This window comes from Streptosporangium longisporum, assembly GCF_039534895.1.
GTDB classification, from domain to species: domain Bacteria; phylum Actinomycetota; class Actinomycetes; order Streptosporangiales; family Streptosporangiaceae; genus Streptosporangium; species Streptosporangium longisporum.
Genome location: NZ_BAAAWD010000007.1, coordinates 967,106 through 993,207, shown reverse-complemented (window position 1 = coordinate 993,207; position 26,102 = coordinate 967,106). Strand labels below are relative to the sequence as shown.

Annotated in this window: 25 protein-coding genes and 1 tRNA gene; 13 read left to right on the top strand and 13 right to left on the bottom strand. The window is 71.5% G+C overall.

Features of this window, described 5'->3' with window-relative positions; genetic code table 11:
* Positions 1-76 precede the first annotated feature (76 nt).
* Both sigJ and ABD832_RS17410 read left to right on the top strand, forming a co-directional pair.
* Positions 77-961, top strand: a complete 885-nt coding sequence (gene sigJ / locus ABD832_RS17415; protein WP_344895902.1) for an RNA polymerase sigma factor SigJ — start codon at positions 77-79, stop codon at positions 959-961.
* Positions 962-1,214: 253 nt separating this feature from the next.
* Complete coding sequence (locus ABD832_RS17410) at positions 1,215-2,423, top strand: NAD(P)-binding protein (RefSeq protein WP_344895899.1); 1,209 nt, start codon at positions 1,215-1,217, stop codon at positions 2,421-2,423.
* Here the strand turns inward: ABD832_RS17410 and ABD832_RS17405 are convergent.
* Positions 2,390-2,989 carry a CGNR zinc finger domain-containing protein gene (locus ABD832_RS17405; protein ID WP_344895896.1) on the bottom strand — a complete coding sequence of 200 codons (600 nt, stop codon included), beginning with the start codon at positions 2,987-2,989 and terminating at the stop codon, positions 2,390-2,392. The genes ABD832_RS17410 and ABD832_RS17405 overlap by 34 nt on opposite strands.
* An 89-nt stretch (positions 2,990-3,078) precedes the next feature.
* On the opposite strand from ABD832_RS17405, the gene ABD832_RS17400 reads away from it, so the two are divergent.
* The gene (locus tag ABD832_RS17400; RefSeq protein ID WP_344895894.1) at positions 3,079-3,852 is read left to right on the top strand and encodes an MBL fold metallo-hydrolase; all 774 of its coding nucleotides are present in this window, start codon (positions 3,079-3,081) and stop codon (positions 3,850-3,852) included.
* 188 nt (positions 3,853-4,040) lie between these two features.
* On the opposite strand, the gene ABD832_RS17395 is transcribed toward ABD832_RS17400, so the two are convergent.
* From ABD832_RS17395 to ABD832_RS17380, 4 genes are all read right to left on the bottom strand, one after another.
* A complete protein-coding gene (locus ABD832_RS17395; protein WP_344895891.1) occupies positions 4,041-5,273 on the bottom strand; it encodes a CynX/NimT family MFS transporter in 1,233 nt (410 codons plus the stop codon).
* Positions 5,274-5,538: 265 nt separating this feature from the next.
* Positions 5,539-6,210: an SRPBCC family protein gene (locus ABD832_RS17390; protein WP_344895888.1), complete on the bottom strand. Its 672-nt coding sequence runs from the start codon at positions 6,208-6,210 to the stop codon at positions 5,539-5,541.
* Positions 6,211-6,275: 65 nt separating this feature from the next.
* Positions 6,276-6,656 carry a hypothetical protein gene (locus ABD832_RS17385; RefSeq protein WP_344895885.1) on the bottom strand — a complete coding sequence of 127 codons (381 nt, stop codon included), beginning with the start codon at positions 6,654-6,656 and terminating at the stop codon, positions 6,276-6,278.
* Positions 6,653-7,042 (bottom strand): hypothetical protein, encoded by a 390-nt coding sequence (locus ABD832_RS17380; protein ID WP_344895882.1) that lies wholly within the window; start codon positions 7,040-7,042, stop codon positions 6,653-6,655. Before ABD832_RS17380 ends, ABD832_RS17385 begins: the two co-directional genes overlap by 4 nt.
* Before the next feature lie 86 nt (positions 7,043-7,128).
* Between ABD832_RS17380 and ABD832_RS17375 the strand changes: the two genes are divergently transcribed.
* Entirely contained in the window at positions 7,129-7,656 is a 528-nt protein-coding gene (locus tag ABD832_RS17375; protein WP_344895879.1) for a 2-thiouracil desulfurase family protein, read from the top strand.
* A gap of 40 nt (positions 7,657-7,696) precedes the next feature.
* On the opposite strand, the gene ABD832_RS17370 is transcribed toward ABD832_RS17375, so the two are convergent.
* Positions 7,697-9,460 (bottom strand): PQQ-dependent sugar dehydrogenase, encoded by a 1,764-nt coding sequence (locus tag ABD832_RS17370; RefSeq protein ID WP_344895876.1) that lies wholly within the window; start codon positions 9,458-9,460, stop codon positions 7,697-7,699.
* Between the two features lie 338 nt (positions 9,461-9,798).
* On the opposite strand from ABD832_RS17370, the gene ABD832_RS17365 reads away from it, so the two are divergent.
* Complete coding sequence (locus ABD832_RS17365; RefSeq protein ID WP_344895873.1) at positions 9,799-10,911, top strand: DNA glycosylase AlkZ-like family protein; 1,113 nt, start codon at positions 9,799-9,801, stop codon at positions 10,909-10,911.
* Between the two features lie 16 nt (positions 10,912-10,927).
* Here the strand turns inward: ABD832_RS17365 and ABD832_RS17360 are convergent, their stop codons facing one another.
* Positions 10,928-11,611, bottom strand: a complete 684-nt coding sequence (locus ABD832_RS17360) for a hypothetical protein (RefSeq protein ID WP_344895870.1) — start codon at positions 11,609-11,611, stop codon at positions 10,928-10,930.
* Between the two features lie 49 nt (positions 11,612-11,660).
* Here ABD832_RS17360 and ABD832_RS17355 point away from each other — a divergent pair, with 49 nt between their 5' ends.
* Entirely contained in the window at positions 11,661-12,338 is a 678-nt protein-coding gene (locus ABD832_RS17355) for a response regulator transcription factor (RefSeq protein ID WP_344895867.1), read from the top strand.
* Entirely contained in the window at positions 12,335-13,651 is a 1,317-nt protein-coding gene (locus ABD832_RS17350) for a sensor histidine kinase (protein WP_344895864.1), read from the top strand. Before ABD832_RS17355 ends, ABD832_RS17350 begins: the two co-directional genes overlap by 4 nt.
* A 365-nt stretch (positions 13,652-14,016) precedes the next feature.
* Here ABD832_RS17350 and ABD832_RS17345 read toward each other — a convergent pair.
* The 3 genes from ABD832_RS17345 to rsfS form a co-directional block, all read right to left on the bottom strand.
* Positions 14,017-14,089 (bottom strand) — tRNA-Ala (locus tag ABD832_RS17345).
* A 215-nt stretch (positions 14,090-14,304) separates the two neighbouring features.
* Positions 14,305-14,961 carry a histidine phosphatase family protein gene (locus tag ABD832_RS17340; protein ID WP_344895861.1) on the bottom strand — a complete coding sequence of 219 codons (657 nt, stop codon included), beginning with the start codon at positions 14,959-14,961 and terminating at the stop codon, positions 14,305-14,307.
* A complete protein-coding gene (gene rsfS / locus ABD832_RS17335; RefSeq protein WP_344895858.1) occupies positions 14,958-15,365 on the bottom strand; it encodes a ribosome silencing factor in 408 nt (135 codons plus the stop codon). Before rsfS ends, ABD832_RS17340 begins: the two co-directional genes overlap by 4 nt.
* Before the next feature lie 700 nt (positions 15,366-16,065).
* On the opposite strand from rsfS, the gene ABD832_RS17330 reads away from it, so the two are divergent.
* From ABD832_RS17330 to ABD832_RS42170, 4 genes are all read left to right on the top strand, one after another.
* Positions 16,066-17,391, top strand: a complete 1,326-nt coding sequence (locus tag ABD832_RS17330; protein WP_344895855.1) for a VMAP-C domain-containing protein — start codon at positions 16,066-16,068, stop codon at positions 17,389-17,391.
* A 362-nt stretch (positions 17,392-17,753) separates the two neighbouring features.
* Positions 17,754-18,554: an AAA family ATPase gene (locus ABD832_RS17325; protein ID WP_344895852.1), complete on the top strand. Its 801-nt coding sequence runs from the start codon at positions 17,754-17,756 to the stop codon at positions 18,552-18,554.
* Positions 18,551-22,744, top strand: coding sequence for an FxSxx-COOH system tetratricopeptide repeat protein (gene fxsT, locus ABD832_RS17320; protein WP_344895849.1), 4,194 nt, complete (start codon positions 18,551-18,553; stop codon positions 22,742-22,744). The genes ABD832_RS17325 and fxsT overlap by 4 nt, the downstream gene beginning before the upstream one ends.
* 38 nt (positions 22,745-22,782) lie before the next feature.
* A complete protein-coding gene (locus tag ABD832_RS42170) occupies positions 22,783-23,070 on the top strand; it encodes a DUF397 domain-containing protein (protein WP_413224602.1) in 288 nt (95 codons plus the stop codon).
* Here the strand turns inward: ABD832_RS42170 and ABD832_RS17315 are convergent.
* Positions 23,051-23,242, bottom strand: coding sequence for a DUF397 domain-containing protein (locus tag ABD832_RS17315; RefSeq protein WP_344895846.1), 192 nt, complete (start codon positions 23,240-23,242; stop codon positions 23,051-23,053). The two genes, ABD832_RS42170 and ABD832_RS17315, sit on opposite strands and share 20 nt — an antisense overlap.
* A 130-nt stretch (positions 23,243-23,372) precedes the next feature.
* Here ABD832_RS17315 and ABD832_RS17310 point away from each other — a divergent pair, with 130 nt between their 5' ends.
* Positions 23,373-23,597: a DUF397 domain-containing protein gene (locus ABD832_RS17310; RefSeq protein ID WP_344895843.1), complete on the top strand. Its 225-nt coding sequence runs from the start codon at positions 23,373-23,375 to the stop codon at positions 23,595-23,597.
* A 15-nt stretch (positions 23,598-23,612) separates the two neighbouring features.
* On the opposite strand, the gene ABD832_RS17305 is transcribed toward ABD832_RS17310, so the two are convergent.
* The gene (locus ABD832_RS17305; protein ID WP_344895840.1) at positions 23,613-24,683 is read right to left on the bottom strand and encodes a phosphorylase family protein; all 1,071 of its coding nucleotides are present in this window, start codon (positions 24,681-24,683) and stop codon (positions 23,613-23,615) included.
* Between the two features lie 89 nt (positions 24,684-24,772).
* Here ABD832_RS17305 and ABD832_RS17300 point away from each other — a divergent pair, with 89 nt between their 5' ends.
* Positions 24,773-25,414, top strand: coding sequence for a hypothetical protein (locus ABD832_RS17300; protein WP_344895837.1), 642 nt, complete (start codon positions 24,773-24,775; stop codon positions 25,412-25,414).
* Between the two features lie 21 nt (positions 25,415-25,435).
* On the opposite strand, the gene nadD is transcribed toward ABD832_RS17300, so the two are convergent.
* Positions 25,436-26,056 (bottom strand): nicotinate-nucleotide adenylyltransferase, encoded by a 621-nt coding sequence (nadD, locus tag ABD832_RS17295; protein WP_344895834.1) that lies wholly within the window; start codon positions 26,054-26,056, stop codon positions 25,436-25,438.
* Positions 26,057-26,102 lie beyond the last annotated feature (46 nt).

Sequence of the window (26,102 nt, the reverse complement as noted above, 5' to 3'; positions counted from 1 at the left end):
ATGGTAGAGCGTTGCGGTAAACAGACGTTTACCCGGGTCGTGTCACACCCGGGCGCCGTGATACGTCTATGTCGCCATGAGCGTTGAGCGTTTCGAGGAGCACCGGGACCTGCTGACCGGGGTCTCCTACCGGATCCTGGGCAGCCTGACCGACGCCGAGGACGTCGTCCAGGAGGCGTGGCTGCGCTGGTCGGAGGCGGACGTCTCCCTGGTGGAGAACGACCGGGCCTACCTCGTCAGGGTGGTGACGCGCCTGGCGATCGACCGGTTGCGCCGGCTCAAGGCCAGGCGGGAGTCCTACGTGGGGTCGTGGCTGCCGGAGCTGGTGGTGACCCCGGACGTGGCCGAGCACGTGGAGCTGGCCGGCTCGGTGGAGCTGGCGCTGCTCGTGGTGCTGGAGACCCTCTCCCCGCTGGAGCGGGCGGTGTTCGTGCTGCGCGAGGCGTTCGGCCTGTCGTACGCGGAGATCGGCGAGGTGATCGGCCGCGGCGAGGCCGCGACCCGGCAGCTCGCCCGGCGCGGCAGGGAGCACGTCCGGGAGGGCAGGCCCAGGTTCGAGGTGGATCACCGGTTGCGGCGCAGGCTCACCGAGCGGTTCGCCCAGGCGGCCATGGGCGGCGACCTGGGGGCACTGGCCTCGATGTTCGCCGAGGACGCGTCGCTGGTCAGCGACGGCGGCGGCAAGGCCAGGGCCCCGCTCCGGGTCATCACGGGCGCGGGCAGGGTGCTGCGCTTCCTGACCGCGATCGCCACCGAGGAGGGGGCGCGGAGGTTCCTGGAGAGCGTGGGCGCCGAACCCGGCGACGGCTTCGACGTGGAGATCGCCGACGTGAACGGCGCGCCGGCCCTGCTGGCGCGGGTGGGCGGGCGTCCGGCCGCGGTGTTCTCCCTGGACGTCGTGGACGGCCTGATCAGGACCGTCTTCCTGGTGGCCAACCCGGACAAGCTCGCCCGGCTGTGACGTCCCGGTGCGCCGGGGCACGGGAGCGGGGGGTGGCGATGACGCTCCCCGCTCCCGGCATGCCGTCGTACGGGATCACGACCTGGACCGCGCGACCGCGACCGGAACCGAGACCGGACCGGGATCGCGCGGCCGGAACCGTGACCGGGCCCCGGACCGGGATCGCGCGACCGGGACCGGAGACGAGGACGAGGACGAGGGTGACGGCGGGATGCGGTGTCACGAACGCACCCTCCCGATGCGTCCTGGGGGCATGACACGACAGACACGAGAGATCAGCATCGTGGGCGGGGGCCTGGCCGGGCTCACCGCCGCCATCGCGTGCGCCGAGGCGGGCGCGCGGGTCACCCTCCACGAGGCCCACCGGCAGCTGGGCGGCCGGGCTCGCAGCACCGACGGCCCGTACGTCGCCAACGACGGCACCCACGTCTTCTACTCCGACGGCGAGCCGTGGAAGTGGCTGGTGGCCAGGGGTCTGGTCCAGCCGTACGCCAGGCTCCCCCTCCGCGCGCTGGCCAGGTCCAGGTTCCGGCACGGCGGCCGGCTCGGCGGACCGCCGCTGTCGCTGGTGAGGGCACTGGCCAGGCGCCGCCTGCGGGCTCCGGTCGACGAGGACTTCGCCGCCTGGGCCGGCCGGCGCTTCGGGCAGGAGGGCATGCGCGCCGCCGCCGGGCTGGTCGGTGTGATCACCTACGACGGGAACCCCGGGCGGCTGTCCGCGGCGTTCGTCTGGGAGCGGGTGCTGCGGGCCGCCGCGCCGACGTTTCCGGCACCGCGCTACGTCACCGGCGGCTGGGGGCGGGTGGTCGACCGGATGGCGATCCACGCGCGCGGCCTGGGCGTGCGGATCGAGACCGGTTCGCGGGTGGACGCCCTGCCCGAGGACACCCCGGTGATCGTGGCGACCTCGCTGGACGCCGCCAGGACCCTGCTCGGGGACGGGTCGCTGCGCTGGGAGAGCGGCAGGGCCGTCCTGCTCGACCTCGGCCTGCGCGCGAGCTCCGACGACCTCTTCCTGGTCTCCGACCTGGACGAGGGCGGTTTCCTGGAGCGGTACAGCCTGCCCGACCCCTCGCTCGCCCCGGCGGGCCACTCCCTGTGCCAGCTCCAGATGCCCCTGCGGGAGGGCGAGAACAAGGACGGGGCGATCGCGCGGGCGGAGCGGGTGGCCGACCTGGGGCTTCCCGGGTGGCGGGAGCGGACGACCTGGCGGCGGGAGGCCGTCTGCAACGGCCGCACCGGCGCCCTGGACCTGCCGGGGACGAGCTGGCGGGACCGGCCGGCGATCGACCGGGGGGACGGCGTCTGGCTGGCGGGCGACTCGGTGGCCGCTCCGGGCCTGCTCAGCGAGGTCTCCTCGAACAGCGCGCTGGCCGCCGCGGCCTCGGCGCTGCGGGCGGTGGGCCGGGAACCGTCCCGGGACGTGCCTCAGCCCGTCCCGGGCCGGGGGCGGCGCGCGTAGGCGCGGGCCGCGCGGGCACGGTCGCCGCAACGGGTCGAGCACCAGTGGCGGCGGCCGTACCGCAGCAGGTAGCGGTTGCAGGGGGTGGAGGCGCAGGCGATGAGGCGTTCGGCGTCGGGACCGGTGAGCAGGTCCGCGGCGTCGGCGGCGAGCACCGCGAGGGCGTGCTCGACGATCTGGGTGAGGGGGTGGGAGGGGGCGCGGTACAGGCCGCGGGCGGGGTCCCAGTGCAGCAGGGAGGCGGCGGGTGCCCGGGTGAGCGCCTCGTTGACGGCGGTGAGGGCCTCACCGGGGGCGGGCAGCCCGCCGGCCCGCGCGGCGAACAGCTCCCTGATCCGGTCGCGCAGCGGCCGCAGCTGTCCCGCGCACAGCTCCTGCAGCCCGATCCCGGCCGGGGCGAGGTCGCGTTCGGCGAGCCAGCGGCCGACGGCTTCGGGGGTGTCGAGGAGATCGACGCACCGCCCGCCGGGCAGGGCGATGACGGTGTTGGCCACGTCGAGGGCGAGATGCCGCTCGGCTCCCGGAGCGGGAGGCAGGACGGGCGTGGCGGTCACGGTCTCCTTCATACCTCTCATGGTACGGATTGCATTCATCCGTGAGAAGCGGCTACCGTTCCTCACGGATAAACCCCTTCTCATCCGTGAGGTGTTCCGTCATGACCGCTACCGGCACGATCGACCGGCAGGTTCCCGTCCGCGTCTTCGGGGGGCCGACCGCCCTCATCGAGTACGGCGGCCTGAGATTCCTCACCGATCCGACCTTCGACCCTCCCGGCGACTACCCCAGGGCCGGCCGGCCGCTGCTGACCAAGACCGCGCCTCCCGCGACCACCCCGGCGGACCTGGGCCCCGTCGACGTGGTCCTGCTCTCCCACGACGAGCACCCCGACAACCTCGACGACTCCGGACGGGCCCTGCTGGGCGACGTCCCGGTCGTCCTCACCACCCCGAGCGGCGCCGGACGCCTGGGCGGTGACGCCCGGGGGCTCGCACCGTGGGCCTCCGTCGAGCTGCGCCGCCCCGACGGCGGCACCGTGACCGTGACGGGCGCGCCCGCCCTGCACGGCCCCGAGGGGGCCGAGGCGGTCACCGGCGAGGTCGTCGGGTTCGTCCTGACCGCGGCCGGCCTGCCCACGGTCTACGTCAGCGGCGACAACGCCTCGCTGGAACTGGTCGGGCAGATCGCCGGGCGGTTCGGCCCGGTGGACACGGCCGTCCTGTTCGCCGGGGCCCCCCGCATCCCCGGCGTCCTCGACGGCGCGCTGCTCGTCCTCGACAGCGTCCAGGCCGCCGAGGCGGCGAGGATCCTCGGCGCGCGCCGGGTGGTCCCGGTGCACTTCGACAGCTGGACCCACTTCACCGAGGGCCGCGACGCCCTGGTGGACGCCTTCGCCGCCGCGGGCCTGACCGACCGCCTGCGACTGGACTGAGCGGACGCCACGGGGCACCGGGTCACGCCGCGCCGGATCGCCCGGGGATCCCGGACGGCCTGCGGCCCGCGGATCCCGTGCCGCGGGTCCCGTACCACCGGAGCGGCCCGGGACCCCTCCCCGGGCCGCGGGCCCTTCCGGCGTCCGGCGTCCGGCGTCCGGCGCCTGGTGTCCGGTGTCCGGTGTCCTCAGCGGGTGGCGAGGGCGCCCTCGTCCTCCAGGTGACCCGGGCGGCCGGCGTACCAGCCCGCCACGAGCTGCGCGGCGACCACCGCGAACAGCAGCAGGAACGGCATCGTCCAGCCGCCGCTCGACTCGTGCAGGATGCCGACCACCAGGGGCCCGGCTCCCGCGATGAGGTAGCCGGTGCTCTGCCCGAAGGCGGAGAGCGCGGCCGTCGCCTCGGGGGTGCGGGTGCGCATGGCGAGCATGGTCAGCGCGAGCGGGAACGACCCCATGCCGATGCCGACCAGGCTCGCGAAGATCCAGGCCGTGGACGACGGCGCGAGCCACAGCCCCGCGAAGCCCACCGTGTAGAAGAGCACGAAGGCGACCACCACGGGCCGCTGGTCGGTGAACCGGGAGGCGATCGCGGGCACGAAGAGCGACACCGGGATGCCGATCGCGGTGAAGACGCCCAGCACCAGCCCCGCCTGCGCGGTGGTGTAGCCGCCGTCGATCAGGATCTTGGGCAGGAAGCCGAACATGATGTAGGCGACCATGCTCTGCGTGCCGAAGTAGGCGGCGACCGCCCAGGCCAGCCTGCTGCGGAGCAGGGCACGGGCGCCGGTCCCGCCGTCCGCGCCGTGCCGCTCGGGCTCCCTGCGCGAGAGCGCGAACCACGGAACGGCGGCGATGGCGGCGAGCGCTCCCCACACGCCCAGCGCGACGTGCCAGTTCCCGTCGGCGGCCCGCTCGATGGGGACGGTCGCGGCGGCGGCGAGCATCGTGCCCACCGCGAGGGCGGTGGTGTAGACGGTGGTCATGGTCCCGGCCCTGCCGGGGAAGTGACGCTTGATCAGGCTGGGGATGAGCACGTTGCCCACGGCTCCGCCCGACAGCGCCAGCGCGCTGGCGTAGAGGAACACCTCGGCCGAGCCGACCATCGACCGGATCAGCAGGCCGGTGCCGAGCACGATGAGGGAGAGCAGCAGCAGGCGGTGCTCGCCGATCCTCCTGGCCAGCGCAGGGGTCACCGCGCCGACCGAGGCGAAGATGAGCACGGGCAGCGTGGTGAGCAGGCCGACCCCGACGGCGGTCATGCCGAGGGCGGAGGTGATCTGGTCGAGGACCGGCCCGACGCTCGTGACGGCGGTGCGCAGGTTGAGCGCCGCGAGGATGATCCCCAGCACGAGCAGCCAGGCGAGGGAGCCGTTCGTGCCGGTGGTACGGCCCCTGGTCTGATGGGTGAGCACGCTCATGCGGGTTCCAGTCCTCCTTGGTGGTTTCGTCCAATCGTAGGATGATTGGCTGACCACGACTGTAACAGGACTAAAACCTGCGTTTGTTCCTGACCGGCGGGGCCGGCGGCAATCGCTGACAACATGAAAGCCGGGCCACGCTCCCCTTTACAGGGCGTGACCCGGCTCTCTCACGCACGGCACGGACCTCGGCTCCGAGGCCCGGAACCCGGACGGCCCGGGCGCCGGATGCCTTGGCACCGGCACCGGGCGGGTCGGGAACGCGTCAGATACGCGGACCGGGGGTGGGCGGCGGCTCCTCGCCGAGACCGCGACCGGCACCCGGGAGCGGCGTGCTGCCGGGGGGCGGGAGCGCGGAGTCCGGCGGGTAGGTGTCCCCGCCCACCGTGCGCGGCGGGGCGGGCTCGTCGAAGCCCGCGACGCCACCGCCGGTGGAGCCGAGACCCGAGCCGCCGGTCAGGCCACCCTCGTCGGCGCGCTCGTGCGGGCCGGGCACCTCACCGCGCCAGGCGCCGGTCTCGCCGCCACGCGACTCGATGAACGTCTTGAAACGCTCCATGTCGCCACGGATGCGCAGCTTGACGAGCTGAAGCCAGTCGCCCACGGTCTCGACGAACCCCTCGGGGTCGTAGTCGAGCTGGAGCGTGACCCGGGTGGTGTCCGGGCCGAGGCGGTGGAAGGTCACCACGCCGGCCTGGTGCGGCCGCTCCACGGACTTCCACGCCACCCGCTCGTCAGGGTGCTGCTCGGTGATCTCCGCCTCGAACTCCCGGTGGACCCCGGCGATCTCCACGACCCACGCGGTGCGCGTTTCGCTCAGCTGCTTGATCGACTCGACGCCTTCCATGAACTCAGGAAAGCTCTCGAACTGGGTCCACTGGTTGTACGCGGTCCGGATGGGAACGTTGACGTCAACGGACTGTTCAATCGTGCTCATGACCGTGCCTCCCTTGTGGTTTGGTCGGTTCGAGGGCAAAGCTGCCCAGGTGGGAGAGGCTCTAACTAGCGGCGTCGTAAAAGCCAGTAGATCCCCAGCAAGGGCAGCACAAATGGGATGAACAGGTAGCCGCTTCCGTAACCCGACCAGACGGTGGCCCGGGGGAACGCCTCGGGGTCGACCATGCCGAGGGTGCCCACGACGAGCACCCCGGCCAGCTCGATCCCGCAGGCGACCAGCGCGAGCGTCCTGTTCCCCATGGCCAGCGCCACGGTGAGCACGAGGTAGACGGCCGCGGCGAACGCCGACAGCGCGTAGGCCAGCGGCGCCTCGTCGAACCGCGTCGCGATCTGCACGCCGGCGCGGGCCCCGGCCGCCAGGGCGAACACCCCGTAGACCGCCACCAGCACGCGCCCGGGGCCGGTGCCGATCGCCGGTTCGCTCATACCAGGCCCTGCCAGATCTGGAGCAGCCGGCCGACCATCCCGGGGATCGCGAAACCGGCCACCGCGATCACCGCGGATCCCCAGCGCGAGCGCTCCGCGTACCCCAGGAAGAGCGCCACCGGCGGGATCAGCACGGTGGCGGCGAGGTAGCCGATGACGGTGGCCGTCCCGGGGGGGCCCTCGCCCCGCGCCAGCGCGGCGGCCACCACCCCGGCCTGGACGATCAGGCCGAGCTCCAGCAGCGCGAGCGCGCCCGGCAGCACCCTTCCCATCGGCCTGTCGCGCATGGTGTTCACCAGGGCCCACAGCCCGATCACCAGTGACAGCACGATCAGGCCCGTCGCGAGCGGCCCGATCATCGAGACCTCGCGGAGCCCGCGGAACACGCGGGAATCGGGGAGTCGGAGAACATGAGCAGCAGGGTACTGCCCGGCCCGGTCGCCCCCCGCTCCGCGCCACGTACTCTGGGCCGGTGGACAGGATCATGGTCAGCGCCTGCCTGATGGGGCGCAGGGTGCGGTACGACGGGGCGGCCAAGACCAGCGAGGACGCGCTGCTGGCCGCCTGGCGGCGGCAGGGACGGCTGGTGGCGTTCTGCCCCGAGGTCGAGGGCGGGCTGCCCGTCCCGCGCCCGGCCGCGGAGATCGAGGGCGGAGCCGGGGGCGGGGCGGTGCTCGACGGCACGGCCCGGGTGCTGACGGCCGGGGGCGAGGACGTCACGGCGGCCTTCGTGGCCGGTGCGCGGGCGGCGCTGGAGGCCGCCCGTTCCTGTGGCGCGCGGGTGGCGATCCTCAAGGAGGGCAGCCCCTCCTGCGGCAGCCTGACCATCCACGACGGCGCCTTCGCCGGAGGGCGGGTGCCGGGTCACGGCGTCACCACCGCCCTGCTGGAGCGGAACGGGATCGCGGTCTTCGGCGAGGGACGTGTCGCCGAGGCCGCCGCGTACCTGCGCGAGCACGGTGAGGGCGGCGGCCCCGGTGACGGTGACGTCAGGGGGTGACGTCAGGGGGTGACGTCGGACGCGGACGGGTGCGGTGACGTCAGGAGATGTCGACCCTGAAGACGCGGTCGGAGCCCGCGGGCTCGCCCCCGTTGGCGTCGGCGTTGGTCGTGGTCAGCCAGAGCCGGTTCGCTCCCGGCACCGCGACCACGGTGCGCAGCCGGCCGTAGGTGCCCACGTAGTAGGCGACCGGCGTGCCGGTGGCCTCCCCCGCCTCCAGCGGGATCCGCCAGAGCCGCTCACCGCGCAGCGCCGCCATGTAGACCGCGTCGCCGACCACCGCGACGGCGCTGGGCGAGGCGGTGCTCACCGGCCACTGGCGCTTGGGGTTCTCCATGCCGGCCACGGAGCAGTTCCCCTCGCAGGTGGGCCAGCCGTAGTTGAGTCCCGGCTTGATCAGGTTGAGCTCGTCGAACTGGCTGTTGCCGAACTCCGCCTGCCACAGCCGTCCCCGCGAGTCCCAGGCGATGCCCTGCGGGTTGCGGTGGCCGTAGCTGTAGACGAGCGTGCCGAACGGGTTGCCGGGGGCGGGCTGCCCCGCGGTGGTCATCCGGAGGATCTTGCCGGCGAGCGAGTCGCGGTTCTGCGCGTTGGCGGTGACCTGCGCGTCACCGGTGGTGGCGTACAGGTACCCGTCGGGGCCGAAGGCCAGCCGGCCGCCGTTGTGGTAGCGGTTCTTGGGGATGTTCCGCACCAGGGCCGTGTAGCCGCCCAGCGAGGTGCCGTCGTAGGTCATCCGGGCGATCCGGTTGCCCTCCGAGGCGGTGTGGAAGAAGTAGACGTACCGGTTGCTCGCCCAGTTCGGGTCCACCGCGACCCCGAGCAGGCCGCCCTCGCCGCCGGTGCCCATCGTCTCGGGCACGGTGCCGACCAGCGTCCTGGCGCCCGAGAGCGAGGTGCGGTAGACGCGGAAGCTGTCGCGTTCGGTGACCAGCGCGTTCTGCCCGTCCGGCAGCCAGGCCACGCCCCACGGGACCGTCCAGCCGGTGGAGATCTGGGTGATGCCCGACGGCACCCCGCCCCCGCACGCCGCGGTGGTGAAGGTGACGGTCCCGCTCTGCGCGGAGACGTTGCCCGCGGCGTCCCGGGCCACCACGTGCAGCGAGTACGGGCTGGAGCAGGCCAGGCCGGTGACCGTGACGGAGGTGGCCGGGGGGGAGCCGGTGACGGTCGCGTAGACGGTGCCGCCGCTGCGCACCTCGTAGGAGGTCACGCCGGTGTCGTCGGACGAGGCGGTCCAGCTCAGGGTCGCCGTGGTGGCGGTGACGGCGGACCGGGTCAGGCCGGACGGCGCGGTCGGGGGCGCGGTGTCCGACGAGGCGGTCTCCAGGTCGAGGTGGTCGAGGTTGGGGTTGCCTGCGGCCGTGGCCGCGGTCACCCGGATCGTGTTGGCGCCGGCCCGCAGCGTGACCGTGAGCGTGCTGGTCGCCCAGGTGCTCCAGGCGCCGGTCGGGCCGAACGCGCGGGCCGCGGAGACCACCGCGCCGTTGACGGAGACGTCGCCGGGCCGATTCCCCGTGGAGCCGTTGGCGTAGCGCAGCGCCACGGTCGCGGTGCCCGCGCTCGCCGCCTGGACCGTCCACTCGACGTAGGAGCCCGCGGCGTTGTCACCGTTGACGAAGCCCGAGCCGGAGTAGCCGGCGTGGTTGGACTCGACCACTCCCTGGGAGACGCGGGCGCTCTCGGCCTCGTAGCGGGTCGCCGCGTCCGCCGGGGTCGCCGTCGCGACGGCCGCCGTCAGCGCCAGGGCCGTCGCGACAAGACCACCGAGCGCCTTCCGCGGCCTGTATCCCTCTGATCTCATGAGTCTCCTTGACGTGAGGTTCCGGGGGCGACCCGCACTCCACGGCAGCATGCGGCCGGTGGCACCGGGGCATTGTTAACGCTCACAAGTACGGGTCGCGTACCGCTCGATCCTCCGGGCCGTCTCGCCGGGCCCGCCTGCCACCGGGCCGGCGCCGGGTTCCACCGGATTGCCGCCCAGTGTCGTCCTGACGGAAGTGATCGTCAAGATTGGACTGGAAATGTCAGGAAAAATAGTGAATCTTTCATCCCTGTCCAGATCGTGTCCCCGGGTCGCCCGCCCGTCAGGCGCCGACGAGAGGGGCGGTCCCGCTCCGGGCCCCGTATTACAGTGACGCGATGGGGAACGCGATCACACTCGACAGGGCCCGGTGGCTGGGCTTCAGGTGGCGGGGACACGGCCTGGACCGCCGGCCGCGCGAGGGGACGCTCGACGACCTGCTGCTGCTGGGATTCCAGGACGGCCGGCAGGCCGACGCCAGGCGGGCGCTGATCCAGCGCACAGGCACCGTCGGGTCGGTGAGCGTCGCCGAGGCCGTCTCCCCCGGCGGGCCCCTGGTGAGCATGTGGTCGGTACGCGGGGCACCGCACGCGCACCGCCTGGCCGACCTGGACCTCCTGCGCGACGCCCTCGCCCCCCGGGAGTCGGACGAGGGCGGAGCCGCCTGGGTCCGGGCGGTCGACGAGGTGGCCGCCGCGCTGAGCGCCGTGGTGACCGGCCCGACACCGAAGCCGGAGGCGAGCCGCGAGGTGAACGGCCGCGTACCGGCCTCGCTGGTGAACCGGTGCGAGCGCTGCGACGCCGACCACGTCCCCGACGCGCTGTTCCGCGCCGGCGGATGCCGGGCACGGCTCGTCGTCGGCCCCGGCGACCAGCGCGTGACCATGCTGTACCCGGCCCCGGACGCCCCGCGGGGAGAGCGGCAGGAGCGACGGGACCGGGACGGCGACCCGCGCCTGACGCTGCTGCGGGCCTACCTGCGGGTGAACGGCCCGGCCTCCAGGGCCCTGTTCCGCGACTGGATGGGAAGCGGCACCGCAGCCGTCGCCGGCCTGTGGAAGGATCTCGGCGAGGACCTGGTCCGGGTACGGGTCGGCGACCGGCCCTACGACCTGCCCGAGGCGCTCCTGGACGAGGTGGGACGGGCACCCGCCCCCGAGGGGGTCGTCCTCGTCCCGCCGCACGACCCCTACCTGCGCCAGGCCGACCGGAACCTGCTCGTCCCCGACGCCGACCGGCGCCGGCAGGTGTGGCGGGCCCTTTCCGGGCCGGGGGCGCTGCTCGTCGACGGCGAGGTGGCCGGCACCTGGCGCTACCGCCGCCAGGAGCGCGAGCTGACGGTCACCCTCTTCGAGAGCCTGGCACCCGCGCGCCGCGCCGAGGCCGAGAACAGTGCCCGCCTCGTCGCCGAGGCCACCGGCGACGAGACGCCGAAGGTCGTCTGGGACTGAGACGCGGCGCGTCCCGTTAGTACTCCCACAGATCGGTGCGGCCCTCGGCGCCGATGCAGAAGACCGCCGAACCGTGTTCCCCCCGGACCAGGTCGACCCGGATCCATCCGGGGGCCGAGGCGACCTTGGCCTCGTAGCCCGCCCTGGGCGCGGCGGTGACGAGACGGCAGACACCGTTCTCGATGGCGAACGAGACGGACCCGCCCTTGACGTTCATCACGCGCAGGTTCTCGGTCGAGACCGACCGGGTCCTGGTGGTCTCGGGACCGGCTCCGGCGCGCGGCGACGCCGTGGCCGCCCGGGTGGCGCGGGACACCGGGGGCGAGGCCGTCGGTGCCGTCGGTGCCCTCGACGTCCCGGGACGCGGTTCGGCCCGCCGCGTCCGCTCCGGCGCCGCGTCGCTCCCCGACGGGGAGCGGGCCGGGCGTGGCCGGGCGGTCCGGCTCGCGGACGAGGCCGGACGCGGCTCCGGGGTCCGGCCGGAGGCCGAGGACGGCGTGGTCACGGGCCACGACCCGGTCGGCGCCCCCGGCGGGGGTTCCGCCGCGCCGGTGCGGCCGATGGCGGCGTTGAGCGGCTCGACGCCCGCGTCCTCGAAGACCTCGCCGCGCAGCACGTCGCGGACGCCGAACCAGGCGACCGACACCGCCAGGACCGTGGCGACGCACCACACCGCGATGAACCCCAGCGTCTGCCGCATGTCGTGAATTATTACGTCATATGTCCCACTCTTCACTACCGTTACACGCATGGCGACGGTCCTGGTGGTCGAAGATGACGAGTACGTACGATCCGCGATCATTCAAGAGCTCAGCAGGCGCCGGCACGCGGTGCGCAGCGCCGGACGTGCCCTGGACGCCCTGCGGGAGATCTCCCAGAACCCGCCGGACGCGGTGATCCTCGACCTCGGGCTGCCCGACCTGGACGGGGCCGAGGCGCTCAAGATGGTCCGCAGCGTGTCCAGCGTCCCGGTCATCGTGGCCACCGCCAGGGACGACGAGGCGGAGATCGTCCGCCTTCTCCAGGCGGGCGCGGACGACTACCTGGTCAAGCCCTTCTCCGGTGACCACCTCAACGCCCGGCTGGACGCCGTGCTGCGCCGCGCGCGCAGCGCCACCCCTCCCGCGGTGCTGCGCGTCGGCACGCTCGCCGTGGACGTGAACCGGCGCGAGGCCACCCTGGAGGGGAGCCCGCTCACCCTGACCCGGCGCGAGTTCGACCTGCTGGCCTACCTGACCGCCCGCGCCGACCGGGTGGTCTCCCGCAAGGAGCTGCTCACCGAGGTCTGGCAGCAGTCCTACGGGGACGACCAGACGATCGACGTCCACCTGTCCTGGCTGCGCCGCAAGCTCGGCGAGAGCGCCTCCGCCCCCCGCTACCTGCACACCGTACGCGGCGTCGGGGTCATGCTGACCACGCCGACATGAGGCGGACCCTGGCGCTGCTCACCGTCGCGGGGACCTCGATGGTGGCCCTGGCCTTCCTCATCCCGCTCGGGCTGGTGGTCAGGGAGATCGCCCACGACCGGGCCATGGCCCAGGCCGAACGGCAGGCGTCCGCCCTCGTCCCCGTGCTGGCCATCACCGTCGACCCGGCCCGGCTGACCCACGCGCTGCTCAGCACCGGCGCGCGGGACCGGATCGGGGTCCATCTGCCGGACGGCGGCTCGGCCGGAACCGTCAGGGCACCCGCCGCCACCGTGGCCTCGGCCTCCCGGCTGACCCGGGCCGTCACCGCGGAGCTGGGCTCCGGCCGCCTGCTGCTGCGTCCCGTCGCCCTGGACGGCGGCCGGACGGTGGTCGTCGAGGTCTTCGTCCCGCCAGGCGACCTCACCCGGGGCGTCACCGCCTCGTGGGCGGTGCTGAGCGGGGTGGCGGCGGCCCTGGTGGCCGGCTCCCTGCTGGTCGGCGACCGCCTGGGGGTACGGGTGGTGCGCTCGGCCCGGCGGCTGGGCCGGGCGGCCGGCGCGCTGGGCGCGGGAGACCTCAGCGTCCGCATCGAACCCGAGGGACCTCCCGAGCTGGTCGCCGCCGGTGAGGCGTTCAACAGCATGGCCGACCGCGTGGTCCAGCTGCTGGCCGCGGAACGGGAGATGGCCGCCGACCTGTCGCACCGGCTGCGCACGCCCCTGGCGGCCCTGCGGCTCACCCTGGAACACCTGGGACCGGAGGCCGAGGAGAGCAGGAACGCGCTCGGCCGCCTGGAGGCCGAGGTGGACCAGATCATCGCCACCGCCAGGCAGCCCTCCCGCGCCCCGGAGCTCGTCCACTGCGACGCCGCCGAGGTGCTCCGCGAGCGGCTGACCTTCTGGTCCGCGCTGGCCGAGGACCAGCGGCGGCCCTGGGAGCTGATCGGCGCCACGGCCCCCGCCCGGGTCCCGGTCGCGGCCACCGAGCTCGGCGCCGTGCTGGACGCCCTGCTCGGCAACGTCTTCCGGCACACCCCCGAGGGCGCCGGGTTCACGGTCACCCTGCACCAGGGCACCGGGACCGTCGGCGTGCTCATCGCCGACGCCGGGCCCGGGATCGGCGACCCCGAGGCCGCCCTGCGGCGCGGGGCCAGCGGCGCGGGGTCCACCGGGCTCGGCCTGGACATCGCCCGCAGGCTCGCCGAGTCCACGGGCGGCTCGCTGCGCATCGACGCCTCCTCCATGGGCGGCGCCAGGGTCCAGCTCTGGTTCCGTACCGACCGGCACGAACGCCGGTCCGGGCGGGTCCGCACCCGCCGTGAGCGCGGGTGACCCACGGCGGGCGGCCGGCGTTGATTTAGATCATGGGTAAGCCCACCTTAAGCACACCTAAAAGGGGCTTTTTCCGCATCCCGTATGCGCGATCGTGGGGGAACCGCGAGCGCCTCGCCCGCATCCGCGGTCCCCGGCCCGCCGCGTCGTGCCGGCCACGCGTTCAGACGGAGGACACGTGGCCGGTTCGAAGCGGCGGGCCGGGGGTGTTCTTCACGTCTCCCGCGGGCGTCACGGGCCCGGGCCGCGACGGCTGCGACGGCTGCGACGGCTGCGACGGAGAGAACCACGAGAGAGGCGGGCCCGGGAGAACGAGAAACCGCCCCCCGCCTCACGCGTACGCGCGGGCGGAGGGCGGCCGAGGGTGGAGCTATGGGGATTCGAACCCCAGACCTCCTCCATGCCATGGAGGCGCGCTACCAGCTGCGCCATAGCCCCTGGTCACCGCTGCGAGTCATCTCGTCGCGGCGCTCGGGAAGCATACAAGGACCCCGCCGTGTTCACCTAATCGACGGCCGGGCGGCCCGCGACGGCCCCGCGACGGCCTTCGTGCGTACGCCGGGAGCGGCGGACCCTCCCCCGGCGTCACCATCGGCACCACCCGCCACGGCGGACCCGGCGAGCCCGGCGGTAGAGGCCGGGCCGCGACGGGCTCATCCCCGGACGGTGGTCCCGGGATCGTCCTCGGTGGCCTCGGGGCTGTCGTCGCTCCTGACCGGCTCCGGGAGGGTTCCGGCGTTGTGCTCCATCAGGCGCCAGCCCTTGCGGGACTGCTCCAGCACCGACCACGAGCAGTTCCCCAGGCCGCCCAGGGCGGGCCAGAGCTCCTCGGGCAGGTTCATCAGCATGGCGATGCCGAGCCGGATCGCCGCCCCGTGCGAGACGACCACGAGCAGGTCGTCGGGGCCGAGCTCGGCCGCCCAGCGGCGTACGGACGTCGACACCCTCGTCGCGACGTCGGCGACCGCCTCGCCGCCCGGTGCCTCCCAGGCGACGAACTCCCGGGGCCACTTCTCGGAGATCTCCTCCCGGGTGAGCCCCTCCCACTCACCGCCTCCCCGTTCGCGCAGCTCCTTGTCGACCCTGACCTCCAGCCCGGTGACCCGGGCCAGTGCCGAGGCGGTGTCGAAGGCCCGCTGGAGGTCGGAGGAGACGATCATGCTGGGACGCAGCGCCGCGAGCAGCGAGGCCGCGCGGGCGGCCTGCGCGACCCCGGTCTCGTCGAGCGGGATGTCGGTGTGCCCCTGGAACCGGTGCTCGACGTTCCACAGCGTCTGACCGTGCCTGAGGCAGACGACACGGGGGCTCACTCAGCTACCGTCCCGCGGGCGCGCTGGGCGGCGACCTGGGTGACGCTGTCCGGCAGCGAGATGGAGGGGCAGTCCTTCCACAGGCGCTCCAGCGCGTAGAAGGTGCGGTCCTCCTCGTGCTGGACGTGCACGACGATGTCGATGTAGTCCAGCAGGACCCAGCGGCCCTCGCGCTCGCCCTCGCGGCGGACGGGCTTGACGTCGGCCTCGATCCGCAGCCGGTCCTCGATCTCGTCGACGATGGCGCGGACCTGGCGGTCGTTGGTGGCGGAGCAGAGCACGAACGCGTCGGTGATGACGAGCTGGTCGCTCACGTCGTAGGCCAGGATGTCATCGGCCAGTTTGTCCGCCGCCGCCTCAGCGGCGAGCCTGACGAGCTGGACGGATCTGTCGGTTGCTGTCACGGTGTGGGTCAGTCCTCCTGCTAGTCGGCGCTGTCACCTATCAGGGTGCCCGATCGGGTGCTCCTTGAAGAGCCACAGTTCGAACAACGCCCGTCGTACGCCGCCCGATTCCGCGCGGCGGGCGGATCGGCGGCCCGATCGGGTTCGTCTTCCGCGGCCGGGGCCGCGCTTGCCGGTCCGGGATGGCCGGGATGATCCGGAGGTTCGACGGTCACACCGGGTGAGCTGCGGATACCCGTACCACGCAAACTTCTCGAATCATAGCGAATCTTCACGAAACACGCTCCGCCCATGGCATCTCCGAGGAGGGACGAACTCCCGTCCCACCCGTCCCGGGCACCGGGACGGGCCCACGGGCCATCGCCGTCACGTCCCACCGGCGCCGTGTCTCCCGCCGGGCACGTCGAGGGGTGCCCCCTGTCCTCGACGAGGGATCTCGTCGTTCACGGACCGGCCCCGTGCCGGGGCCACCGCGCCTCGCGCCTTTCACCCCGGGGCATTCGCCGACTCGTTTTCCGGATGACTGGAAGAATGGCCTGGATTTAGTAGAATCGCCTCAAATTTGCAAGATCGGCGTTCGATGGGGAGAAAAGTGCGCGCACCTGTCGCTGGCGCCGTGGCCGATCTGTTGAGGCAGGCGGGAATCGACTCCACAGACCTTCTTTCCGCGGTAAATTCCCATTTGCGGTCCGATCTTAATGTGCCGAACGCCCCCACCCCTGCGGGGCACATGTTGCGGGTGGTCGAGCGGACGCTCGCCGCGGAGGGCGGGGCGTACGCGCTGCAGACCTCGGTGCGCTATTTGCTGGGCGCCTCGACGCCGGTGATCGAGCGTCTCAGAAAGCTGCTCGGCTCCGCGGATCCGGTGATGGAGCCGGACGCGGAGGAGACGATCGTCAGGCTGTTACGCGCCTGCCAGTTGACCGGGTTGCGCCACCTCTACTACGAGGTGACCGACAGCGGAGGACGCTATCTTCCGCCGCACCTCACCACGGCGTTGCAGATCTACGACTTCCTCCGCGACTCCAACGCCCGTCCCGGGGCCCTCCCGCCCGTCCTGCTGTTCGTGGTGGAGCTGTACCTGCGGCTGGTCCACCAGGAACCTGGCCAGGATCCGCAACTGTCCTTCGACCTCCACCGCTGGATCGACGCGCAGGGCGCGAGGTTCCATCGCAACGGCGACGAGGAGGCGGCCCGCAGGCTCGAACAGCTGATGAAGAGCTCACCTTCCTTCCAGACCCGGACCGACTTTCCCGTCTACCTCGTCATAGAGATCTCCCCCCTTCCGGTCTCCGACGACGGGCGCGACCTGCACCGGATCGTCCACTGGTCGCAGGCCGACCAGCCGGGCTGGAATCCGGTACGCGGCCCTGAGGTGGAGCTGCCGCTCGAGGAGATCCCCCCCTACGTGGAGGAGCTCGTCGAGCGGACCGAGGAGACCCGGAGCAACACCCGGGGTGGACCGCTGCTGCTGGAGTTCCTGCTTTCCGAGGAGTTGCTGGACCTGGCCGTCGAGCGCTGGCCCAGGCGGACCGGCGGTCTGCTGCCGCCCCGGCCGCTCGGCGCGGACTACGAGGTGGTGCTGCGAAGCGACGAGCACCTGCGCCCGCGGAGCAGGCACAGGCACTGGCACCAGCGTTGGGACCAGGTCGTCCGCGAGGAGGGCACGGTGTACTTCGTCCCGGTCGAGGCCGTCGCGCCGGGGATGATGCACGCGGAGCTCCTGCGCGGCGAGCGGCTGGTCGCCTGCGTACTGTCGATCCCCCCGAGAGACTCCCGGGGGCGGGTCCAGCTCGCGGCGGCGATCGATGCCGGATTACCTATTGTCCTATGGTGTAGAGACATCAGGATGAATGCGGACTTTCGGCGGATGGCGGCCGATTTCCTCCATCCGCGAGGTCTCAGACAACTTCCGACCGGCATGCACGCGCTGCGTTCTGCGGAACCTGGATATGACGTGGCATTGCTGTGGGATGATCCCACCAGGCCCATGCCCCGAGCGCCACGGTTGAGGTCACCGGCCTAGGAAATCGGCTTGGTCAGGCTTGCATCGAAGGCAAGACAAGGGGATCCTTAACAAGAGGCCTATTGAAGACTGCCCGAATCATGCGTCCAAGTGAGGAAGCTCCACTAATGAGCGTGGAAAAGCCACATGGGGACGATGGGCTCACGATGATTCCCCGTGGCTGGCATCTTTACCGGGGCACCGGCCGACCGCGTGATGACATTCCCTTTCACCAGGCACTTCCGCCACCGCCCCCATGGCGCACCTTCGACGGTGGTCCTCCGCTCGATCCTCCACCGGAGGATCCGGCCGACCTCGAGCGCAGACTGGGCCATATCGGTTTCCTGGCACGATCCGTTCCGGCCCCGGGCGAGGTCATCGCGGTGAACGCCGCCCTGTGCCTGCGGCGTCCGCTCCTCGTCACCGGCCCGCCCGGGGTGGGCAAGTCGACCCTCGCCTACGCGGTGACACGGGAACTGCGCCTCGGTCCCGTGCTGCGCTGGCCCATCAACAGCCGCAGCACCCTGCGCTCAGGGCTGTACGAGTACGACGCCGTGGCCCGCGTCCAGGACGCGCGGCTGGAGGGGGCCGAGCCCGACATCGGCGACTACGTGCAGCTCGGCGCCCTCGGCACGGCCTTGCTGCCCTACGAGCAACCCCGCGTCCTGCTGGTCGACGAATTCGACAAGGGCGACCTCGACCTGGCCAACGACCTGCTGGACACGTTCGAGGAGGGTTCGTACCAGATCCGCGAGCTCTTCCGTGCCCGTGCCCGGGAGCCCGAGGTCGTCGTGCACACGGCCGACGCGGGGGGAACCGCGCGGATCCGGAACGGCCGGGTCCAGTGCCGGACCTTCCCCTTCATCGTCATCACCAGCAACGGTGAGCGCGAGTTCCCCCCGGCCTTCCTGCGCCGGTGCATCCGGCTGGAGATGTCCCAGCCCAGCAGGGACCGGCTGGCCGACCTGGCGGTGGCGCACTTCGCCGAGCGGGCGGAGCCGTACAAGGACCGGCTGATCCAGACGTTCCTGGAATACCGCGACCGCAACCCGGTGGCGGCCGACCAGTTGCTCAACGCCCTCCATCTCGCCATCCACAGCGCGGAGGACGTCCGCCAGGACCGCACCTGGAAGCAGGTGCTCGACGTGGTGCTGCGCCGCCTCGACGCGGCGGGCACGGAGTGAGCACGCCGGCGTCCCCCACGACGGCCGGCGCCGGCGCGTCGACCTGGCAGGAGGCCGCCGAACTGCTCTGGCTCGCCGCGCTGGTCACGGCCCACGCCATGGACGAGGAGGGGTTCCCGGCGTCGCGGTCACCGTCGTCGCAGCCGCCGTCTCCGGCGGCCGACCCGGTGAGAGCCACCGGTGACACGGCGGGACCCTCGCCCACCGCGGCCGCCGACATGCCGTTCGGTGCCGTGACGAGCCCCTCACCGCCGGGCCCGTCGATCGGCGGGAGCGATCCGGGCGAGTCCGGGCGCCTGCTCGTGACCGGCCCCCGGCGGCGTGACCTGCCCAGGGCCATGCGCGCCTTCCGCGCTCTCGTGGACTCCCCCTTCGGGGAGCCCGAGCTGGACGAGGAGGCCACGGCGGACCAGGCGGCCTACGACGATCTGTGGTTGCCGGTGGTGAGACCGCCGCGCGAACGCCGGCTTAGCTTGGACATAGTGATCGACGACAGCCGCTTCGCGTTGCTCCAGCGGGAGACGGCCGAGACGTTCGCCGCCGCCTTCGAGGACGTCGCGGCCTTCCGTCTGATCCACAGGCACCTCCTCGACACCGACCGTGCCGACACGAACGCGTTGCGGCTGCGAACGGGGCCGCACGACAGGACGGGCCGGCCCGCGACCGTCCTGTCGGCGCCGGGAGGCAACGGAAGACGACTGATCGTCGTCCTGACCGACGGCGTGGGCGACGCCTGGCACAACGGAGCGGCTCACCGTCTGCTGGCACACTGGGGAGGGCACAGCGCGGTCTGCGTGGTGCACCTGCTGCCCGCGCGACTGTGGGAGCGCACCGGGATCACGCCGGTCAGGGTCGAACTCCGCGCACCCGGCGTGGCGGCGGCGACCGGTGACTACCACGCGTCCCCTCCCTCGGGCACGGTGCCCACGCCGGTCATAGGGACGACTCGCGCTCAGGTGACGATGTGGGCCGGCTTCGTGATGGGCAGGCTCGCCCGCTGGCGCGCCGCGGTCGTGCCCTGCCCCTCCGACGAGGACGAACGGCCGGAACCGGACGATCAGCGAACGGACCTCTCGGCCGAGGAGCGCGTGCGCGTTTTCCGCCTGCGCGCCTCCTCGAACGCCTTCGAGCTCGCCGTGCACCTGGCCTCGGTTCCGCTCGTGTCGTCGGTGATGCGGCTGGTCCAGCGCCGGCTCGTACCCGAGGCGACCGAGGCCGACCTGGCCGAACTGCTGGGCAGCGGCCTGATCCGGCGGGTGAACGCCTCCGCCGGCCCGTTCGACATCCCCTACGACTTCCTCGACGGTGTGCGGGAGGAACTGCTGCGGGCGGGCCGCCGCTCGGACACGGCTCAGGTCCTGCTCACCGCCTTCGAGCATCTCGGTCCCGAGATGAGCGAACTACGCGTCCTGTACGAGGTGGTCGTCTCCCCGTCCGGCACCCGCGTACCGGACCTCCCGCCCGACCTCGAACCGATCGTGCGCCCGGTCGCCTCCGCGCTCGAGGCGATGGCGGGGCCCTACTCCGCGCCGGCTCGTTCCCTCCGCGCGGCGCTACACCCGGAAGGGCCGAAAAATTCCGGCCATGCGATTTCTTCCGAACAGGAGGGCCACGTGCCGGCCGCATACCCGCACCTCGTCAAGGAACCGCAGCCGCACGACCCTTTTGGAGTGACCATCAATATGAGCTCGGTAAAGTCGGCCCCTGCCCGGCAGGCCAACCAGCCGCCGCCGGTCTGGAACGTCCCACAGAAGAACCCCAATTTCACCGGCCGCGAGACCGTGCTCAATCGATTGCACGAGCGCCTGTCCGCGGGAACCACCGCGGTACTGCCCGAGGCCCTGCACGGCCTCGGCGGTGTCGGGAAATCCCAGATCGCCATTGAATACTGTTATATCCATCAACAGGATTACGATCTCATCTGGTGGATTCCCGCGGAACGCCTGACCATGGTCAGGCAGGCGTTCGTGGATCTGGCGGTTCATCTCGACCTGAACGTCACCGACCCCAACGTGGCGGTGCCGGCGGTGAGGGAGGCGCTGCGGCTCGGCCGGCCCTACGGCAACTGGTTGCTGGTCTTCGACAACGCCGAGGACGTGGACGAGGTCAGGAAGTTCTTCCCGCCCAACGGGCCGGGGAAGATCATGGTGACCTCCCGCTCACGGGACTGGTTCGACCACGCGACCCCGCTGGAGGTGGACGTCTTCACGCGGGAGGAGAGCCGGGAGCTGCTCCGACGGCGCAGGCCGGAGCTGACGGAGGCGGACGCCGACGCAATCGCCGAACGCCTGGGGGACCTGCCGCTCGCGATCGAGCAGGCGGCCGTATGGCTGGCCGAGACGGGCATGCCGGTCTCGGAGTACCTCCAGCTCTTCGACGCCGAGCGGAACGAGCTGCTGCACGTGGAGGGCGCCGAGGTGCCGGTGGCCGCCGCCTGGAACGTCTCGTTCGCACGCCTGCAGGAAAGTCATCCGGCGGCCCTCCAACTGCTTCGGGTCTGCGCCTTCCTCGCGCCCGAGCCCATTCCCCGGACGCTGCTCGCCAGCAGTCGCGACCTGGAGGGACCGGCCGAACTGCTCGAGGCGCTCCGCGACCCCATCGCCTTGGGGCGGGCCATGCGCGCCATCAACCAGTACGCCCTGGCCAAGATGGACTACCGGAACAACACGATCGCCCTTCACCGGCTGGTCCAGCGGGTGGTGACCAGCCAGTTGCCGGAGCGGGAGGCCTCCCTCCTGCGTCACTGCGGTCATCTCCTCCTCGCCAACGCCGACCCCCAGCAACCCGGCAACCGCACGCGATGGCCCGAGTACCAGGCGCTGTTCCCGCACGTGATCGCCTCCAGGCTGGAGGAGTGTCCCGACCCGTGGGCCCGGCAGTTGCTGCTCAACCTCATCGACTACCTCTACTTGTGGGGGGACAACAAGGGATTTCTCCACCTCGCCCGCAGGGTGGTGGAGGCATGGGGAGGGAGCCTCGGGGCGGAGCACGACTTGACCCTCGCGGCCGAGCTCCGCCTGGGACGGGCGTTGCGCCTGCGGGCCGAGTTCGAGGCGGCCTACCGGCACCACCTGCACGCCCGCGACGCGCTGCTCGAACGCCTCGGTCCCGAGCATGAACGCACGCTCGAGGCACAGGGCTATCTGGGCGCCGACCTGCGCTACCTGGGGCGGTTCGGTGAGGCGCTGGAGATCGACCGTAAGGCCTACGAGGCCCTGTCACGGCTCTTCGGCCCGGACGATCTGCTGACCCTGGAACAGGCCCACCTGCTGGCCATCGACTACCGGCTGACCGGGGACCCGTGGAGGGCGAGGGATCTGGACGAGGAGACCCTGCGCCGCAAGGAGGAGGTCATGGGCTCCGACGCCCTCACCACCCTCAGCTCCCGCGCCGCGTTGGCGATCGACGAGATGGAGTGCGGACGCTACCAGACGGCGTTCGAGCTCCAGAAGTTCCACACCGGCGAGATGCGCCGGCGCTACGGCAACTCCCACCCGGGCACCATGGAGGGCATCGCCCTGCTGTCGGTCATGAGCCGCAAGGCCGGACACCACGAGGACGCGTTGGAGCTGTCGAAGGAGGCGATCTCGCTGTTCCTCGCCCGCTACGGGGAGAAGTTCCAGGTGACGGTGGCCGTCTCCATGAACCACGCCATCAACCTGCGCCACGTCGGCCGGATCGCCGAATCGGTCGAACTCGGGCGGCGGGCCCGGGAGCTCTACGAGGAGATCTTCGGCCCGGAGCACCCGAACACGCCGACCGCCGACGTCAACATCGCCGTGAGCCTGCGGCTCGCCGGTCAGGCGGAGGAGGCCCGGAAGCTCGACCAGGCGGCCCTGGAGACCCTGACGAGGGTGCTCGGGCCCGACCACCCCAGGACCCTGGTCTGCGCGATCAACCTGGCCAGCGACCTCTTCGCCCTGGAGCGGTACGACGAGGCGCTGGAACGGGACCGGCAGACGTTGGAGCGGATACGGCGGGTGCTCCGCCACGACCATCCGAACACGCTGACGTGCGCGTTCAACCTGAGCCTCGATCTGCGCGCGACGGGCGGCACACAGGAGGCGGACGAGTTGCTCGCCTCGACCCTGGCGGGTTACCGGAGAACCTTCGGGGAGGGTCACCCGGGCTTTCTCGATGCCGTCAAGGGAAATCGCGCGAACTGCGATATATATCCTATCGGTCTATAAGAAGATCTATTAACATCAAAGAAGTCGTACGGTTGCCGATGCGTTCCACTGCGGACCTGGAGTACTGCGACGTGAACGAGAGCGTGGATTCTCTCTGGCGCAAAAGTTCGTGGAGCGACGGGCAGGGAGCATGCGTGGCCGTGGCGAACCTCGGATCGCATTGCGCCGTCAAGGACACCAAGGACCCCCACGAAGCATGCTTCGTGGTGTCCACGAATTCCTGGGAAGCCTTCGTGGCGGCCGTGAAACGAGGAGAGTTCGACAACCAGGTGGGACGTGCAGCGCGCCGGCGGCACGTCCCACCGCTCAGATCGCTCGACTCTTGACGGCGCCGACGAAGGCCGCCCACGAGTTCCGCGTGAACGTCAGGTGCGGGCCGACGGGGTTCTTCGAGTCGCGAACCCCGACCTGCCGGTCCAGCCGGGCCACCTCCACACACGTGCCGAGGTTCTGCTCGGTGCTGTAGCTGCTCTTGCGCCATACGGGCGACTGGGACATGGACTGCTCCTCTCCTTGATAGCGTAGAGTGATCGCTCGACTACTCTATCGGGTGAGGGTGTCCACCACGTCGGCAGGACTCTTGGGCGACCGACCTGCGCCCAGCACGATTCCGTCATAAACTACGGATATGGTGCATATCAAACCAAAGGCGACAGAATTCGACCTGTCATCCATTGTCTGGATACGCGGAACGAGCGACCAGCAGATCGACGATCCCGTGGAAGTGGCGTTCGTAGGTGAGAACATCCTCATGCGCAACGGGGGCACCGACAACAGCACGGTTCTCGTCTTCACCCGGGCCGAATGGGACGCGTTCGTCGCTGGCGCGGTCGACGGCGAGTTCGACCAGTAAACCCCGCGGGAAGCGCTAGGGAGCCTGGGCGCAGAATTCACTCAGAAGCGTGGCCAACGCCCGCACCGGTTCGGAGTCACCCTCCAGGCGCCGCAGGACCTCTAGGAGCCGCTCCAGCCCGTCTGGATACCTGAAGCACACATCGGCCAGGCTGAGGACCGCCTGGCGGGTCCGGGGGTCGCGCTTCACCCGCCCGGCGATCGCGGGGCCCAGAAGCTGCAGGACGTCGTCACGGTCGGACGGCGTCTGGAGGGACGGCACCCGCTCCAGCGCCTCGGCGACGTCGAGCAGGGTGAGCGGGCTCGCGGCGGGGCGGGCGGGGGCGAGGTGCTCCAGCAGCGCACGCAGGTAGGCGGCCGCCGCGAGCGAGGCGGCAGGTTGCCACGCGTCCGACTTGGCGGCGTCGCCGTAGTCGCTGACGCCTCGTACGACCAGGCAGCCGGCGCCGTTCAACGCCGCGCTCTGCGCCACGCCGGCACCCTCCATCTCGAGCGCCAGCAGACCGTCCTGGCGGGCGATCTCGTCACGTCTGGCGGCGCTGCGGAGCAACTCGTCACCGCTGCCGATCTTCCCGTGGAACACCCGCGGCTCCCCCGGGGCCGGGCGTCGGTAGGCGGCCGACGGCAGGCCGACGGCCCCGGCCCAGTGTGGCCCGCCGCTCAGGGCCAGCGCGCGCACCTCATTGACCGCCCGTAGCAGCAGTGGCGACGCCGGAAGGGCGGGACCTCGGAGCGCGCCACCCGTCTCGGTGATCCGGCGATGCGCGTAGTGGACCACCCCTCCGGTGGCCACCACGACGTCGCCGAGCCGTACGTCCCGCTCCGGATCTCCGGGACACGGCACGCCGAGCGCTATCCCGCACATCACCAAAGCCCGTACCTGCGGAAAACTGCGCATCAAATGGGCACACGCGTCGGCGGCGGGGACATTACTCGTCGTGGCCAGGCAGGTGACCACCACGCCTCCTCCCAGCTCACCGACGGCGTACCGATTGGGATCGCCGGGCGGTGAGACGTTTTGGAGGGGTCCCAGGGCATGTCGCGCGGCGACGAATTCCACGGAAAGAGCGGTGATGACGCCTATCATGGTAAGTGCTCCATGCAGAACATCGGGTTTTCCACCATAGACCGCATGCGTCTCGGCGGCACACGATATGTCCTGCGAAGGAGATTCATGTGCGGGAGCTCATTATCGGCGTCGTCAGTTCGCTCATCGCCACCGGCCTTACGGTGACCGCCGGGTGGTTCGGACTGTCGTGGCCGAGAAAGTTGTTGCTGCGGCTGTCGTCCCGCGTATCGGGGCTCGGGGTCGTACGCGCCTACAAGAAGCAGTCGGCGGCCAATAACGATCTCGCGGCCGATCTGCGCTCGGCCCGCTGGATCAAGGCGCTGGTCGGCCGGGGCAACGAGCTGACCCGCGACAGCTTCCAGGACGTGTGGCGGCAGCGGCACACGCGGCTGCGATCGGTGCACATCCTGCTGCCCGATCCAGCGGATCCCGGAGGCTGGCTCCGGAGCCGGGAGGAGGAGATGCGGCCGGTCGATCCGGGCTTCGAACCCGGCCTGCTCGCCAAACAGGTGTCGGCCAACGTCGATTATCTCTCGGCGGTGATCTCCGCCAACCCGAAGGTGGAGATGCGCCTCTTCGACGCTCCCCACACCTGCCGGGCGATCATCACTGATCGTTTCGCCTACTTCACCCCCTATTTAACCGGCACACACGGACGCAACTCGCCCTGTTTCGTGTTCGGGAACGGCAGCGTGATGTACGACCACCTGCTCCGGACCTTCGAAAACCTGTGGGGTGCCGGGCGCTGAGAGGTCACGTCAAAACCCCGCTCAGCCCTCCAGGCGCCGGTAGAGGCCCCTCTTGTTGATGTACTGGACGATCCCGTCGGGGACGAGGTACCAGATCGGCTCCCCCGAGGCCACCCGGGTGCGGCACTCCGAGGAGGAGATGGCCAGCGCGGGGATCTCCACCAGGCTCACCTTGCCGTGCGGCAGGCCCGGGTCGTGCAGCACGTGACCGGGCCGGGTGGCGCCCACGAAATGGGCGATGGTGAACAGCTCGTCGACGTTGTGCCAGCTCAGGATCTGGGCGAGGGCGTCGGCACCGGTGATGAAGAACAGGTCGACGTCGGGTCCCCAGGCCTCGGAGATCTCCCGGAGGGTGTCGATGGTGAAGGTCGGGCCGGGCCGGTCGATGTCGACGCGGCTCACCGAGAAGCGCGGGTTGGAGGCGGTCGCGATGACCGTCATCAGGTAGCGGTCCTCGGCGGCCGAGACGGTCCTGTCGGCCTTCTGCCACGGTTTCCCGGTCGGCACGAAGACCACCTCGTCGAGATCGAAGTGGTGGGCGACCTCACTGGCCGCGACCAGGTGACCGTGGTGGATGGGGTCGAAGGTGCCGCCCATGACCCCCAGGCGCCGCCGTGTCCCACCGGTAGCCGCGTTCATCATGAAACGGACCATACGCGCAAGCCACACACGGCTTTTAATCACCCCC